This window comes from Microcoleus sp. CAWBG58 (genome assembly GCF_020883045.1).
Lineage (GTDB): Bacteria > Cyanobacteriota > Cyanobacteriia > Cyanobacteriales > Microcoleaceae > Microcoleus.
This window is the reverse complement of record NZ_JAHRFA010000073.1, coordinates 22,674-36,955: the sequence shown is the minus strand read 5'-3', so window position 1 is coordinate 36,955 and position 14,282 is coordinate 22,674. Positions and strand designations below refer to the sequence as shown.

At 48.9% G+C, this 14,282-nt stretch carries 10 protein-coding genes; 7 read left to right on the top strand and 3 right to left on the bottom strand.

Going from position 1 to position 14,282, the window contains the following annotated elements; all coding sequences use genetic code 11:
- Positions 1–370: 370 nt before the first annotated feature.
- Positions 371–2,053, bottom strand: a complete 1,683-nt coding sequence (locus QZ918_RS25680; protein WP_293340002.1) for a hypothetical protein — start codon at positions 2,051–2,053, stop codon at positions 371–373.
- Here QZ918_RS25680 and QZ918_RS25675 point away from each other — a divergent pair.
- The gene (locus QZ918_RS25675; RefSeq protein ID WP_293339999.1) at positions 2,052–2,297 is read left to right on the top strand and encodes a hypothetical protein; all 246 of its coding nucleotides are present in this window, start codon (positions 2,052–2,054) and stop codon (positions 2,295–2,297) included. The genes QZ918_RS25680 and QZ918_RS25675 overlap by 2 nt on opposite strands.
- 169 nt (positions 2,298–2,466) lie before the next feature.
- Here QZ918_RS25675 and QZ918_RS25670 read toward each other — a convergent pair whose 3' ends face one another.
- Positions 2,467–2,946, bottom strand: coding sequence for an NUDIX domain-containing protein (locus QZ918_RS25670; protein ID WP_293339996.1), 480 nt, complete (start codon positions 2,944–2,946; stop codon positions 2,467–2,469).
- A 145-nt stretch (positions 2,947–3,091) separates the two neighbouring features.
- Between QZ918_RS25670 and QZ918_RS25665 the strand changes: the two genes are divergently transcribed.
- Entirely contained in the window at positions 3,092–3,793 is a 702-nt protein-coding gene (locus QZ918_RS25665; protein WP_293339993.1) for an esterase/lipase family protein, read from the top strand.
- A 261-nt stretch (positions 3,794–4,054) separates the two neighbouring features.
- Here QZ918_RS25665 and QZ918_RS25660 read toward each other — a convergent pair whose 3' ends face one another.
- Positions 4,055–4,870: a class I SAM-dependent methyltransferase gene (locus QZ918_RS25660; RefSeq protein ID WP_293339990.1), complete on the bottom strand. Its 816-nt coding sequence runs from the start codon at positions 4,868–4,870 to the stop codon at positions 4,055–4,057.
- Positions 4,871–5,093: 223 nt separating this feature from the next.
- On the opposite strand from QZ918_RS25660, the gene QZ918_RS25655 reads away from it, so the two are divergent.
- From QZ918_RS25655 to QZ918_RS25635, 5 genes are all read left to right on the top strand, one after another.
- Complete coding sequence (locus QZ918_RS25655) at positions 5,094–5,768, top strand: response regulator (protein WP_293339987.1); 675 nt, start codon at positions 5,094–5,096, stop codon at positions 5,766–5,768.
- A 198-nt stretch (positions 5,769–5,966) separates the two neighbouring features.
- A complete protein-coding gene (locus tag QZ918_RS25650; protein WP_293339985.1) occupies positions 5,967–7,889 on the top strand; it encodes a CHASE2 domain-containing protein in 1,923 nt (640 codons plus the stop codon).
- 321 nt (positions 7,890–8,210) lie between these two features.
- Positions 8,211–8,966, top strand: coding sequence for a DUF928 domain-containing protein (locus QZ918_RS25645; RefSeq protein ID WP_293339982.1), 756 nt, complete (start codon positions 8,211–8,213; stop codon positions 8,964–8,966).
- 6 nt (positions 8,967–8,972) lie between these two features.
- Positions 8,973–11,927, top strand: a complete 2,955-nt coding sequence (locus tag QZ918_RS25640) for a CHAT domain-containing tetratricopeptide repeat protein (protein ID WP_293339979.1) — start codon at positions 8,973–8,975, stop codon at positions 11,925–11,927.
- Between the two features lie 504 nt (positions 11,928–12,431).
- Positions 12,432–14,153, top strand: a complete 1,722-nt coding sequence (locus QZ918_RS25635) for a S8 family serine peptidase (RefSeq protein WP_293339976.1) — start codon at positions 12,432–12,434, stop codon at positions 14,151–14,153.
- Positions 14,154–14,282: the final 129 nt, after the last annotated feature.

The window sequence follows — 14,282 nt, the reverse complement described above, 5'->3', positions numbered from 1 at the left end:
TCCGCAAAAAACCAGGTTCGTAGTGAGGACTTCAGTCCGCAAAAAACCAGGTTCGTAGTGAGGACTTCAGTCTGCAAAAAACCAGGTTCGTAGTGAGGACTTCAGTCCGCAAAAAACCAGGTTCGTAGTGAGGACTTCAGTCCGCAAAAAACCAGGTTCGTAGTGAGGACTTCAGTCTGCAAAAAACCAGGTTCGTAGTGAGGACTTCAGTCTGCAAAAAACCAGGTTCGTAGTGAGGACTTCAGTCCGCAAAAAACAGTCAAAAAAGTAGGGTGCGTCAGCAAGTATAAATTGGTTTAACAAGCAACAAATATGGCAATGACACACCCTACAGACTGCGGTTTCTGATGCAATCTTGTCTAGTTAACAATTAATTAGCCGTAGCAGGAGAAGGCCCAACTTCGGCAGCGGGAGAAGGCGCAGCTTCTGGCGAGGGCGATACTTCGGCAGCGGGAGAAGGCGCAGCTTCTGGCTGCGGGGACACTTCGGCAGCGGGAGAAGGCGCAGCTTCTGGCTGCGGGGACACTTCGCTGGCGGGAGAAGGTACAGCTTCTGGCTGCGGAGACAGTTCGGGGGCTGGCTTCGGTTGGGGAGAAGGAGATTGTTCGGCGGCTGGTTTCGGTTGAGGTGAGGGCGACGGTTTGGTTGCGGGTTTTGGTGAGGGCTGTGGCGACTGTTGGGCCCCTGGTTGCGGCTTGTTAGAGGGCGCCGGTGGCTTCTCAAACTGGGGTTTCACTTCCGCAGGGGCTGGGGACTGTTCGCCTGTTGGCTTGGGTGCTGTCGGGGCTGGCGCTAGCGGCTGCGGGGCTGTGGGCCTGGTGGGGCCGGTGGATGGGGCGACAGGAATGCCGCTGCAAACTTTTTCGTCGTATTTAAACGCGACAGCCAACTGGTAAAGCTTGTGCGTGCTGGCTGCTGGAAATATTTGATTGGGGTTAATAATTGCAGTTTTAGCCGCAGTATCGAGAATACCGTAACCTGTAGGGACGATCGGCTTAGGCTCGGCCTTGAGCAACCCTTGAGGGCTGACAACTGCTCCGAAAACAGCGGTTCCTTCGAGTTTTTGCGAACAAGCTTCTTTAGGATAAGCGACAGTTACAGGAGTCGGGCCCGTCATTTCCAAGTCGGGGTAAGCTTTTTTGAAGTCATTAAACAAAGCAACATAGGTATTAGCAGCAGCAAGCAGTGTCTCTCTGTCGCTGGGTAAGTTGGAACCGGGCACTCCCTGCTGTTCTAGTTGTTGCTGTCCCTGGTCAAATTGTTGCCTCCTGATTCTTTCTTCGGGAGTTTCTGCGATGAGATTCCGTTTATTGGGATCTTTTTGAGTCAATTTCGGTACTCCATCGGGCCCAGAATTCCTGCCACCAATGGGGAATTCCGGGGTAAAGACAGGAGCTCCGTCTGGGAATAGGGGGAGTCCGCCTCTACTGGCTATGACCTTTTTGAGAGTCTCTGCCTCATCTTCGGAGGTGCCGCCAGGAAGCTGGGGTAATCCTGTTACTCCTGGTGGCGGTGGGGGGATATTACGATCGAAATTACCGGGTAATGGCGGGAAAATCAAACCGCTGGGAGGCCCTTGGGGGATGAAAGTAGGTGTTTTGAGAGAGGGGGGTTTGACCGTTGGAACTGAAGTTTGTGACTGCGGGGCGGCTGGGGCAGTTAATGGCGGGAGAGGGGGATCGAGAGGCGCAAAGAATCCAGGTGGGGGCATTCCCGGTGGCAGGGCGGGCAAGTTAACCGGTGGAGGGGGCAAAGGGCGAGCTAACTTGGGCGAGGTGGGAACGGGAACTGGTGCGATCGAAAACGGCTTATTGGACGATCGCGGTGGTATGGTTTGTGGCAGGCGGCCGGCTTCTGCGGGAGTTAGTTGCACGAATCCGACGGAACCGGGGATGTTTTTTGAGGAATTGCCACCACCATAGATGATGTTTGAGATTGTCGGGGCGCTTACTCCGAGCACTCCGTGAATTCCGACAGAAGCTAGGGCTGCCCACCAAAAAGGCTGGCGCAGCGGTTCGGAAAGGGCGTTGGCTAGGGAGGATGAATCAGTCATGACCATTGGCAATCAGGAATTAGGAATTGGTTATTGGTTATTAGTTATTTGTTATTCGTTATTGGTTATTGATGACCGAGATTTTTTTTATGGGGAAGCGGTGAAAATTAAAAATTTAGCAATTCAAAGGTATAAGTATAGCACGATCGCGCTCAAAATTAAGGAGCGCAGCCAGTCGCCTTCTCACCAAGGAGCCACTGCAATACCGTCTTTTCCTGACCGATACACTGTCTTAATTGATTAAACACCTACGATCGGCGCGATCGACCCCTGTTTCCAATTCGGTTACAGAAAGGAATTTGGACGGATCGCTAAAAAGCTTAATGCATAAGTCTTTTTTCCTCTTCCCCATCCGCTACATCCGCTACATCCGTTACATCCGCTACATAATCCGTTGTCGAACTTCCTTCTTTTTACCACCGATAGCGGTAAGTTTTAAAAGGAGCTCCCTCAACGCTCAGCAAGTCGATAGGATAAATTGGAGCGCCGCTTGCCATATATTGAAACATTTCCCGAACTTCCTCTCCGCGCAGCGACAACTGGTCTAACTCTTTGAGAGAATACCAACCAGCACACAAAGTAAACTCGTCCGGCTTGCTCTTGGGTGGCGTCTTATCTTCAGGACGAGCCACAAAAATCACCCTCAGGCGCACGTTGCCCCTAGGCATCACCGTATGCTCTACCCTGAGAATTCCCTCCACGATCACAGAAATGCCCGCTTCCTGGACAGTATTGCGCTGAGCAGCTTCAAGCAAAGTCTCGCCTTTTTCTACTCGCCCTGCTGGCAGATACCACTGCTGCTCGTACTTGCGCTCTTGTACCAGTAGAAAACGGTCTTCTAAGTGAACGACAACTAGGGTAAAATACAATGTTGGAATCGGCTCGCGAGCCATAGAAGTAGATATTCCCCAAGCAAAAAGTTTAACGAGCAAGAGATGTTAGCCATCCAAAGGATGCTTCGGCAAGCGTCTTGGAACTTGAAAAATAGATCCTAGCACCCCGGCCGCAAAATCTAAAGTCTAAAATCTAAAATTGATAATGCCATTACCTACCGTGATTTTGCCAGGATATTTTGCTGCGGCTTCAGACTATCGGGAATTAGAAAAATCTTTGGTCGATCGCGGTTTCCCAACTGTAACAGTACCACTGGGCAAGGCAGATTGGTTGCCGACTTTTGGCGGGCGATCGATGGTGCCAATTTTGCGGAAGCTCGATCGCACGGTCAAACAAATGTTACAGCAATACGGCGTCTCTCAAGTAAATCTCATCGGTCATTCCGCAGGCGGCTGGATTTCTCGGATTTATTTAGGCGAAAAGCCTTATACAATTCACGGCGACGTGCGGTCGGATGCGGGTTTGTGGGAAGCTCACCCTTGGGTCAATACTTTAATTAGTTTAGGCACGCCACACGTCTCTCAAGAGCGCTGGACGCGCAAAAATCTAGATTTTGTCAAAATTCATTATCCGGGGGCGTTTCACCCGCAAGTGCGCTACGTGTGCGTGGCTGGGAAATCTGTTTTTGGTAAGCGCAGTTTTGCGACTTGGCTGGCTTACAAGAGTTACGAGTTGACTGTGGGGAAGGGCGAAACTTGGGGCGATGGAATTACGCCGATTGAAGCTGCTCATTTGGACGGGGCCGAAAATTTGGTGTTGGATGGGGTTTGGCATTCGCCTCGCTCTCCGGGAAAGTGGTATGGTTCGCTGGAGGTTTTGCCGGCTTGGATTGGGTATTTGGATTGAAACGAACCGCGAAGACGCGAAGGACGCGAAGGAAGAAAGAAGAAGAAAATACAAGATACAAGGGGGAAAGTATCAAAAACAATAATTTCCCATAATTAACAATCTGATAAACCCGCCTCCGAGTTGAGACTTATTCGAGAGTCGTAGGGTGCGTCGGCACTGTTAAATCCCTAAAAAAATCGACAATCGATGAGCGACGCACCAAACCAAAAGTCATTAGTCATTGCTGGGAGGAAGCTTGAGAGTTATTCCAGATTTCTATTAATTTTTTCCCCCGCAAGCCATCAACCAAAAACTCATCATCGATCGATCGCCCGCAGTGACAAACTCATCCCGCGAAATTAGATAACTCTCTATTTCCGACTCGGAAATCAACCCTTGTTTGACCATTTGTAAAATCGGCCCGGAGTCTAGCAAAGGTTCAAATGCTTCTATGCCGATGATATCGCTATGGCTGACAACGGCTTCTAAATCGATGCTACCAAACCCAGCTTCTTTGAGAATGCGACACAGATTTCGCCCTACGCATAAATTGCCGCCCCGCGAGGCCATCACCTGTTTGAATTTCTCGCGGACAATCTGAACTGACCAAGGTGGATTTGTCAGCCAAAACAGATCCGCATCGCTATCGATAATCACCAGTTTACCACTCGGTTTTAAGATGCGGAATATTTCTCTGGCTGCTGCGACGGGATCTGGGAGGTGAACAAATAGCAAACGGGCGATCGCAAAATTAAATGTATTATCCTCTAAACCAGTATCTGCGATCGATGCTTGAATGCGATTTACGCGATCGCCTCGTTTCTCCTGCAAATATTTTACGGCTTTTTCGTGCAGTACCGGGTCGATTTCTACGGCTGTTATCGAACTATTTGGCAATAATTCTAACAGTTTTTCGGTGAAAAATCCCGGCCCGCTCCCAGCTTCTAAAACATTCATCCCGTCGATTAAACCGAACCATTTTAAAGTCCGCGCTTCTTTTTCCCAACTGAGGAGAACTTGATTTTTTAGCCGCTGGATTTCTGCGTCGAGTTCCAGATTGTACGTGCTGGCTTTATATGAACCTGATTCTGTCATAAAATTATCCTTATTTTTGGAATGATTTAACCACAGAGGACGCAGAGAACACAGAGGGAGGGAAGAGAGAGGTGAACAAAATTGCACTTTAGCGCAATTCTCGTTGCTGACTTCCACAGTCCTATTTTGTGGACAGATGCAGGACGGAATCCCGGTAATACCTCTATTGTAAGAAGAGGACGGATCACCTAAACTGACGATGTTGTGCGGTAACGATTGAACTATGCACCAGACTTTACCTCAACCTGAAAAACAAACCTTTTTAGTCGTGGATGACCATGCGATGGTGTTAGGCGGCACGCTTGACATTTTGAGGAAGGAGTATCCACAGGCTGATATTCTGACGGCTTCAACGGCTCAGGAAGCCCTTCAGCAAGTAGCACAGATTACCCCGGATCTGGTAATTGTGGATTTGGTGATGCCAGAGGCGATCGGCGAAACTGCTCAGGCTAATTCAGGGCTTCAACTCCTCAAAACCTTGATGGAGAATTATTCGAGTCTAAACATTGTAGTCCAGAGTGCTCATGTTCGCACTTTGGTTTGGCTGAAACCGTCGATCGACAATCATGAGGGCGGATTTACGGTTGTTGATAAAAGTCAACCGATGAAAGATTTGCTGGCGATGGTGGATTGGGCGCTGCACGAACGGATTTATACTCCCAGAGAGATCCGCAACGGTTTGCAACTAAAACCCGCGTGGATGCAGGTGTTGCAATTGGCTTTTCAAGAGAGTTTACAGGATACGGCGATCGCTAAACGGATGAATGTTTGTGAACGTACTGTGCAATATTACTGGATTAAGATTCGAGATGTGCTAGAAGTGTATCCCGAAAAAGACAAAAATCTGCGGATTCAAACGGAAGTGAAGGCTAGGGAAGCAGGATTGATTGACAGTTGACAGTTGACAGTTGACAGTTGACAGTTGGCGAACTACTGACTAATAACTAATGACTAATGACTAATAACTAATGACTAATAACTAGATGAAGCCCGATCGATCGCAAGCAGTGAAAGTTGACAGTTGACAGTTGACAGTTGGCGAACTACTGACTAATAACTAATGACTAATGACTAATAACTAATGACTAATAACTAGATGAAGCCCGATCGATCGCAAGCAGTGAAAGCAGATATCTCGACTTGGTGGCGCGGATCGCTTCCAGGGGTGATGGTGATTGTCGCTGTGGTGATGGCTAGATTGACGGGTGCGCTTCAGTTTTTGGAGTTGGTTGCGTTCGATCGATTTTTGCTGCTACGTCCTCCTGAGCCAATGGATGAACGGATTGCGATCGTCGGCATTACGGAAGAAGATATTAAACGCGCCAAAACTTATCCGATTCCCGATCGCGAAATTGCCGATTTACTCAAACGATTGCAAACTTATCAACCGATCGCGATCGGCTTAGATATTGTCCGCGATATTCCGGTTGAACCGGGTAATGCCGAACTAACATCCGTGTTTCGTAACAGCAAAAATGCGATCGGAGTGGAGATTGCTTTGCCCGATCGCAGTGGCTTTACCGTCGCACCTCCGCCCGCGCTACCACCCGAACAAGTTGGCTTTGCAGATTTTGTCCTCGATGGGGATGGCTACCAGCGTCGCAGTTTATTGGGCGCTCAAAAGCCTCAGCAGAAGTACCGTTTTTCCTTCGCAATCCGTCTAGCAGAACGCTATTTAGCAACCCGAGGAATTAAGTTAGGCACTGGAATTCGCGATCGGGAGGCGATGCGCTTTGGCAGTATTGAATTTACCAGAGTGCAGCCAAACTCTGGCGGATATGTGGGGGCGGATGCGGGCGGGAATCAGATTTTGCTGAATGTTCGCAGCGGGAAAAAGCCATTTCGCGTGCTTTCTCTAGCACAAATTAAGGCGGGAAAAGTAGATCCGGAGTGGATTCGAGGCAAGATTGTGCTGATTGGGATGATGTCTTTTAGCGCGAAGGATTTGGCAAATTCAGGTGCGATCGCGGGCATCAATCCGGGACGGATTTACGGAGTGGAAATGCAAGCCCACGAAACCAGCCAGATTGTGAGCGCGGTGCTCGATCGCAGACCGTTGATTCAGGTTTGGGGGGACGGCTGGGAAACGCTCTGGATTGCGGCCTGGGGACTCTTGGGGATGAGTTTGGGACGATTTCTGCGATCGCCCTGGAAAATTTTGTTAGGGCTTTTAATCGCCAGTATTAGCTCGATCGCGATATGTTACTGGCTGATTCTGATGGGATGGTGGGTACCGATTGTGCCTGTGTTTTTGATTCTGGTGCTGAATGGAACTGGTTCAACGGCGGCACTTTTCTACCGCCACCAGCAGGAATTGCGACTGCGGTTGGAGGAACGTCAATTTGCGATCGAACAGACCTTTAACGCGATTCATAGCGGGCCTTTACAAACATTGGTAGGGATTTTGAGAACTGCTCAAGAGCAAGATCCACCGCCGCCATTTTTACCGGATTTGCAACGCCTCAGTCAAGAATTACGGGAAGTTTATGGATCGGTGCAGCGAGATGCGATCGCCGATGAACCGCATTTGCAAATGGGAAGTGCGATCGAATTGGCCCTGCAAGCCCCGCTGCATGAATTGCTCTACAAAGTCTATTCCAACGCGCTGGAACAAGAATTGCCCTACTTTCAAACAATCAAATTCAAAATAGTGCAGTTCGATCCCTTGAACACCTCCCATCTGCGGTTGGAACACAAGCGAGGACTCTGCCGCTTTTTGGAAGAAGCGCTTTGTAATGTGGGAAAACACGCGATCGCAACTACTCGCTTGACAGTAATTTGTACTCAGGAGGGCGATCGACAAGTGATTCGGGTGACGGATAATGGCAGGGGGATACTGTGCGATACAGAACCGACAATCCAAGATTTAAACGCTAATATTCAAGGTTCAGGATTAGGCACGCAGTTAGCAAACAATTTAGCCAAACAATTAGGCGGAACGTTTCGGCGCTATCCAAATCAACCGAGGGGGACAGTGTGCGAATTAACTTGGTCAGCGAAACGGCGGTGGTTCTGGTAATACCAAATCTGGGTTAAATATCCCCGTTATGACTCGGCGGTTGAAACCGCGTCTACACATACGAAGTCCGCCTCCGCGGACTAAGAATTCTGTCAACTGTCAACCTTGATGCTGTGTTATGACTCGGCGGTTGAAACCGCGTCTACACAAACAAAGTCGGCCTGCGCCGACTAAGAATTCTGTCAACTGTCAACTGTCAACTGTCAACTGTCAACTGTCAACTGTTTAATTGCACCTTCCCGCAACAAAGCTTGTGGGTAGTCCTCTATTATGTTTGTGTATTGTCGATTACCGTAGAAAATAGTTACAGAGAGGATTCAGATGATGACTCACGGATTGAAACGTCGAACCATTTATTCTGCCGGAATTGCGAGTTTAATCCTGAGTGTTTCGTTCTGGATTCCGATCGCAGCGCTGGCACAATACACTCCCCCTAAAAAGCCTTCTGCACCGAAAGAAACGGGCACGAATACCACTCGCGGCGGCAGTTGTGAAGGTGATTCAGCGGCGGCATTAACTGCTTTGGTGCCGTTTAGCCATGTGGGAGAAACGATTTCTGTGCATCCCACTTTTACCTGGTTTGTACCCGATCGCACTTCTCGTCCGCTGCAATTCCGGCTGTTTAGTCGATCGGGACAACTGCTCTACAGAACCGAGATGGAGAGTCAGCCGGGAATCATGTCCGTTGCTTTGCCGGCAAATGGGCCCCAAATGTCGATCGGGCAATCCTATCAGTGGCAAGTGGTGTTGGTGTGCGATCGGAATGTTCCTTCGCGGAATGTGGTGGCGGTGGCAGAAATCCAAGTAGTCCAGCCTGCGGAATCGTTGCAGACTCAACTTGCAGCCACGTCAACTCCCCAACAGCGGATCGATTTGTATGCCAAGGCTGGGCTGTGGTATGACGCGATCGCCGAAGCGCGCAAAGCCCCTGGGACTTCTCAAAACCAAGCGGCTGTTCTGGAATTGCTAGATTCTCTCGCTAATTCGGAAGCCGAACCTTTGAAAGATTGGAGCGATCGATTGCGACAAATTAGGGCGATCGAACAACAACGCCAACTCCCGCAACCCAAACCCTAAAATCCCATGCAGCCTTTCTCGCTAACACTGTTTAAATCTAGTAATCGTAAAGTGCGATCGGGCTTCCTGTTTCCCCTCGCCTTTTGCTTTTTGTCTGTTGCTTTTTATATTCCTCGGCACTCTCAACTCCCGGTTGTTGCTCAAACTATGGATTCTAAAACCCAGGCCGATCGGCTGTTTCAGCAGGGCAACCAACAGTGGCAGACTCGCCAATTCGCAGCAGCGGTGAATTCCTGGCAACAGTCACTGCAAATTTATCGCGCCCTCAAAAACCGCCAAGGGGAGCGTGCGGTACTGACGAATTTGGGAGCCGTTTACTACTCTCTGGGAAATACTTACCTCTCTCTCGGTAACTATGCCAAAGCTATTGAGTATTCACAGCAGAGTTTAGCGATCGCCCTTGAAATTAAAGACCGCTCAGGGGAGGGTAGGGCACTGGGCAATTTGGAAGCCGCTTACAACTCTCTGGGGAACTATGCCAAAGCCATTGAGTATACAGAGCAGAGTTTAGCGCTCGTCCGCGAAATTAAACACCGCCAAGGGGAGGGTGTAGCACTGGGCAATTTGGGAATCGCTTACCTCAAGCTGAGCAACTATGCCAAAGCCATTGAGTATTCACAACAGAGTTTAGCCATCGCTCGCGAAGTTAAAGACCGCGAAGGGGAAGGTTTGGCACTGGGTCATTTGGCAGTTGCTTACAACCTTCTGGGCAGCTATACCAAAGCGATCGAGTATTTACAGCAGAGTTTAGCGATCGCCCGCGAAATTAAAAACCGCGAAGCCGAAGGCTCGGCACTGGGCAATTTGGGAAATGCTTACGAATCTCTGGGGAACTATACCAAAGCGATCGAGTATGCACAGCAGAGTTTAGCGATCGCCCGCGAAATTAAAAACCGCGAAGGGGAGGGTGTGGCACTGGGCCATTTGGGAAATGCTTACAACTCTCTGGGCAACTATGCTAAAGCCATTGAGTATGCACAGCAACAGTTAGCCATCGCCCGCGAAATTAAAAACCGCGAAGGGGAAGGCTCGGCACTGGGCAATTTGGGAATCGCTTACGAATCTCTGGGCAACTATGCCAAAGCCATTGAGTATGCAGAGCAACATTTAGCCATCACACGGGAAATTAAACACCGCCAAGGGGAAGGCGCAGCACTAGGTAATTTGGGAATCGCTTACTTAGATCTGGGCAACTATGCCAAAGTCATTGAGTATACACAGCAATCTTTAGCCATCGCCCGCGAAATTAAAAACCGCAAAGGGGAGGGTGCAGCACTGGGTAATTTGGGAATCGCTTACGAATCTCTGGGCAACTATGCCAAAGCCATTGAGTATGCACAGCAACAGTTAGCCATCGCCCGCGAAATTCAAGATCGCGAAGGGGAAGGTACGGCACTGGGCCTTTTGGGAGCTGCTTACTTAGATCTGGGCAACTATGCCAAAGCCATTGAGTATGCACAGCAACAGTTAGCCATCGCCCGCGAAATTCAAGATCGCAAAGGGGAAGGTGTGGCGCTAAACAACCTTGGAGCGACCTTCTTAAAAGCTGGCAACTCAACAGAAGCTGAAAAAATGCTCGTTAATGGGATTCAAGTTTGGGAATCCATGCGTCAAATGCTCGGCTCCAACGATGAGAATAAAGTCTCTATCTTTGAAGCACAAGCTCGCACCTATCGGATGTTACAACGAGTCCGGGTGGCTCAAAATAATCCGATCGCCGCTTTAGAAATTTCCGAGCGGGGACGTGCTCGTGCCTTCGTCGATCTCCTGACAGAACGCTTATCTTCAGGTTCTACCAATCCGGTTATTAACACTTCTCCCAACCAAGATCAAATCCGCCAAATCGCCAAAGCACAAAACGCCACTTTGGTGCAATATTCCATAATCTACGACGAGCTTCAGATTCAGGGCAAACGAGAAATGCGAGAATCCGCGCTCTACATTTGGATAATTCAACCCACGGGCGAGATCGCGTTCCGCCAAGTTGACCTCAAACCCCTTTGGCAAAAACACAATGCCTCTCTAGCCAGCTTAATTATTGACAATCAAGAATTCCTTAAGGTTCGTAGTCGCAGCAGTCTTGGCTCCCCAAAACCCGAACCCAACTTCAACTTACGGAAGCTGCATGAACTGCTGATCGATCCGATCGCCAATCTGCTCCCAAAAGACCCCAACGCCCATGTCATTTTCATTCCCCAAGGTTCCCTATTCCAGGTGCCATTCCCCGCTCTCCAGGATGCCAACGACAATTACTTAATCCAAAAACACACCATTCTCACAGCCCCCTCGATTCAAGTTCTGGCATTAACCCGACAACAGAAATTAGCACAGAAGCAACCTAACAGTGGTAATGCTCTAGTCTTAGGCAATCCCACGATGCCGATCGTATCTGCCTCTCCCGGAGAACCCAAACGGCAATTGTCTGCTCTACCTGGAGCCGAAGCCGAAGCCAGAGCGATCGCCCCTCTGCTCAAAACCCAAGCCATCACGGGCGCACAAGGGACAAAAGCTGCGATCGTCCGACAAATGCCCCAAGCATCGATCATTCATTTGGCAACGCATGGATTGCTCGATGATGTAAATGGATTGGGAAGTGCGATCGCCCTGGCTCCTTCTGGTAACGATGACGGCTTATTGACCGCAGAAGAGATTTTTGACATGAAACTGCAAGCAAGTTTAGTTGTTTTGAGTGCCTGCAATACAGCAGAAGGCAGAATTACTGGGGATGGAGTAATTGGTTTGTCGCGCGCTTTAATTTCGGCTGGAGTGCCGAGTGTAATTGTTTCTTTATGGGCGGTTCCCGATGCGCCGACATCCGAATTGATGCAGTCTTTTTACCGAAACTTGCAAAATAATCCCGACAAAGCACAGGCATTGCGGCAGGCAATGTTAACCGCGATGAAAACTCATCCCCAGCCGCGAAATTGGGCGGCATTTACTTTGATTGGAGAGGCGGAGTAAGTTTTTCTCAATAGTGGATTGGAACTCGATATTTTTAGTGCAAATTGGAGATTGCTGTTTAACTATTAAATCCAGATCCCCCCTAGCCCCCCTTAATAAGGGGGGAACAAGAAATTGTCAAAGTCCCCCGACCTAAGAAGGAGGAACAAGAACACTCAAAGTCCCCCGACTATCAGGGGGATGCGAGGGGGATCTAGACTTCGCCTAAAAGCGACATTTTCACCTACATCTAAGATATTACACCTATCTCAATATAGGGGTTATTTGGGGGTTATTGGTGGGGCTGGGCGGGTTTATTTAACCTGTCTGCTTAGTTTTTGACTCTGGGCGAACCCGCCCCTACAGGATTCTCGCTGGTGCAAGATATCACCTACTTTGCACTTTCTCGCAATCAATCTTGCACCTCATACCTCATCAACTCTGCGGGTATAACTAATCCTTTTTCCATCCGAGTTGCTTAAGATTTAACTAACGAATCAATCTAAATATCTGAGGTTTTAAATTATGTTAGACATCACAGCCAATTCCAACGATCGCCTTTATTTCATTCAACAGCCAAACGATTTCGCCCGATCGGCATTTCCGGCTAACAGCGACTTGCTCAACAGAGCGATCGATCCCTTGAATGCTTCTGGTTACAGTCCCGAATCTAGCTTTCTCAATCCCACAGCATCCAGCATCGACCCACAGACACAGATCGCAGATTTTATTGTAGCTGGTGCGGGCGAGGGACTCAATTTCTCTGCGGGCGATCGAGTTACTGGCGATGTCCCCGATACTCAACTCCAGCCGCTGTCACAATCGGCGAATCCAAACACAGAGCCGCTAACAGGAACAGTCTCTGCTTCTCAGTTGAATTTCGCCGATCCAGGTAACTCTATTTCGACAGCTCGTAATGTTGTTGGCGTTGAGAACGGTAGCATCAACTTAACTGATTTTGTCGGCACAGGCGATGCCAATGATTTCTACCGATTTGATATCAACACTAAAAGCAATTTTAACCTGCGTCTCGACGGTTTGACAAGGGATGCTGACGTAAGGTTGATTCAAGATAGAAACCGCAACGGTATTTTGGATTCTGGTGAAAGAATTGGCTCCTCTATTGAGAGTGGCACCGTCCCAGATGCGATCAATATACCCAATTTGGCTCCTGGGACATACTATGTCCAAGTTTATAGCTTCTTAAACAACTCTACCAATTACAACCTGACTCTTTCTGCAACATCTGTGCCTGTACCGCAACCTTTTGCAACACCTAGCGGTTTTTATAGTACCGACTACGGCTACGGTTTGGTGAATGCAAACGCAGCAGTTTCCCGCACCTTGAACCGCTCAAATCCTTTCCCTGCTCTTCCCGATTTGGGTGGGACTAATTGGGCGCTAGATGTCATAAATGCACCGGAAGTTTGGAATCAGAACATTACAGGAAATGGCATTGTTGTAGCTGTCGTGGATAGCGGTGTTGACTACAACCATCCCGACTTGGATGGCAATATTTGGCGGAACCCCGGTGAAATTGCGGGAAATGGCATCGATGACGATCGCAACGGATTTATTGACGATATTCGGGGTTGGGATTTTGTGTCTGGCGACAACAACCCAATGGATCTGGATTTCAACGGCCACGGGACTCACATAGCAGGTGCGATCGCGGCGGAACGAAATAACTTTGGCATCACAGGAGTTGCGCCCAATGCAAAGATTATGCCTGTCAGAGTGTTACCTTTCTTTGGTGGTGGCTCGCCGAATAATGTTGCTAGTGGAATCCGTTATGCTGCTGATAATGGCGCAAATGTCATTAACCTCAGCTTGGGAAGTAATTCTAACCCTTCCGACGCGGTTAATGACGCAATTCAATATGCAAATAACAAAGGCTCTGTTGTGGTTATGGCAGCCGGAAACTTGGGTGATATCCAACCAGCTTATCCAGCTCGTAATGCCAATCGCTGGGGAATTTCTGCGGGCAGTATTGATATCAGGGGCATCATGGATAGCACCTCGAACCGCGCGGGTTTCACACCTTTAGATTACTTAGTTGCTCCGGGAGTAGAGATAGTTTCTACCACTCCTGGTAACGATTACGAACTCCAAACTGGCACGTCTTTTGCAGCGCCACAGGTAGCTGGTGTAGCGGCTTTAGTTTTGAATGCGAATCCGACTTTAACTCCGTCTCAAGTTGAGTACATTTTGACGACAACAGCTAATCGAAATGGGTTGGTCGGATAGTATTTTATCAGTTGACAGTTGACAGCTACCCATAGCCGTCGATAGAATAGGATTGGAGTAATGAATCATTTTGTTGGATTTCCCCCTCAACGGGGAGGCTTCAGACTCAATTTTCAGTCGTGAAGTGTG

Coding starts and splice junctions, on each gene's coding strand:
- QZ918_RS25675 (WP_293339999.1), top strand. CDS start 2,052: ATGACCATTGGCAATCAGGAATTAGGAATTGGTTATTGGTTATTAGTT.
- QZ918_RS25680 (WP_293340002.1), bottom strand. CDS start 2,053: ATGACTGATTCATCCTCCCTAGCCAACGCCCTTTCCGAACCGCTGCGC.
- QZ918_RS25670 (WP_293339996.1), bottom strand. CDS start 2,946: ATGGCTCGCGAGCCGATTCCAACATTGTATTTTACCCTAGTTGTCGTT.
- QZ918_RS25665 (WP_293339993.1), top strand. CDS start 3,092: ATGCCATTACCTACCGTGATTTTGCCAGGATATTTTGCTGCGGCTTCA.
- QZ918_RS25660 (WP_293339990.1), bottom strand. CDS start 4,870: ATGACAGAATCAGGTTCATATAAAGCCAGCACGTACAATCTGGAACTC.
- QZ918_RS25655 (WP_293339987.1), top strand. CDS start 5,094: ATGCACCAGACTTTACCTCAACCTGAAAAACAAACCTTTTTAGTCGTG.
- QZ918_RS25650 (WP_293339985.1), top strand. CDS start 5,967: ATGAAGCCCGATCGATCGCAAGCAGTGAAAGCAGATATCTCGACTTGG.
- QZ918_RS25645 (WP_293339982.1), top strand. CDS start 8,211: ATGATGACTCACGGATTGAAACGTCGAACCATTTATTCTGCCGGAATT.
- QZ918_RS25640 (WP_293339979.1), top strand. CDS start 8,973: ATGCAGCCTTTCTCGCTAACACTGTTTAAATCTAGTAATCGTAAAGTG.
- QZ918_RS25635 (WP_293339976.1), top strand. CDS start 12,432: ATGTTAGACATCACAGCCAATTCCAACGATCGCCTTTATTTCATTCAA.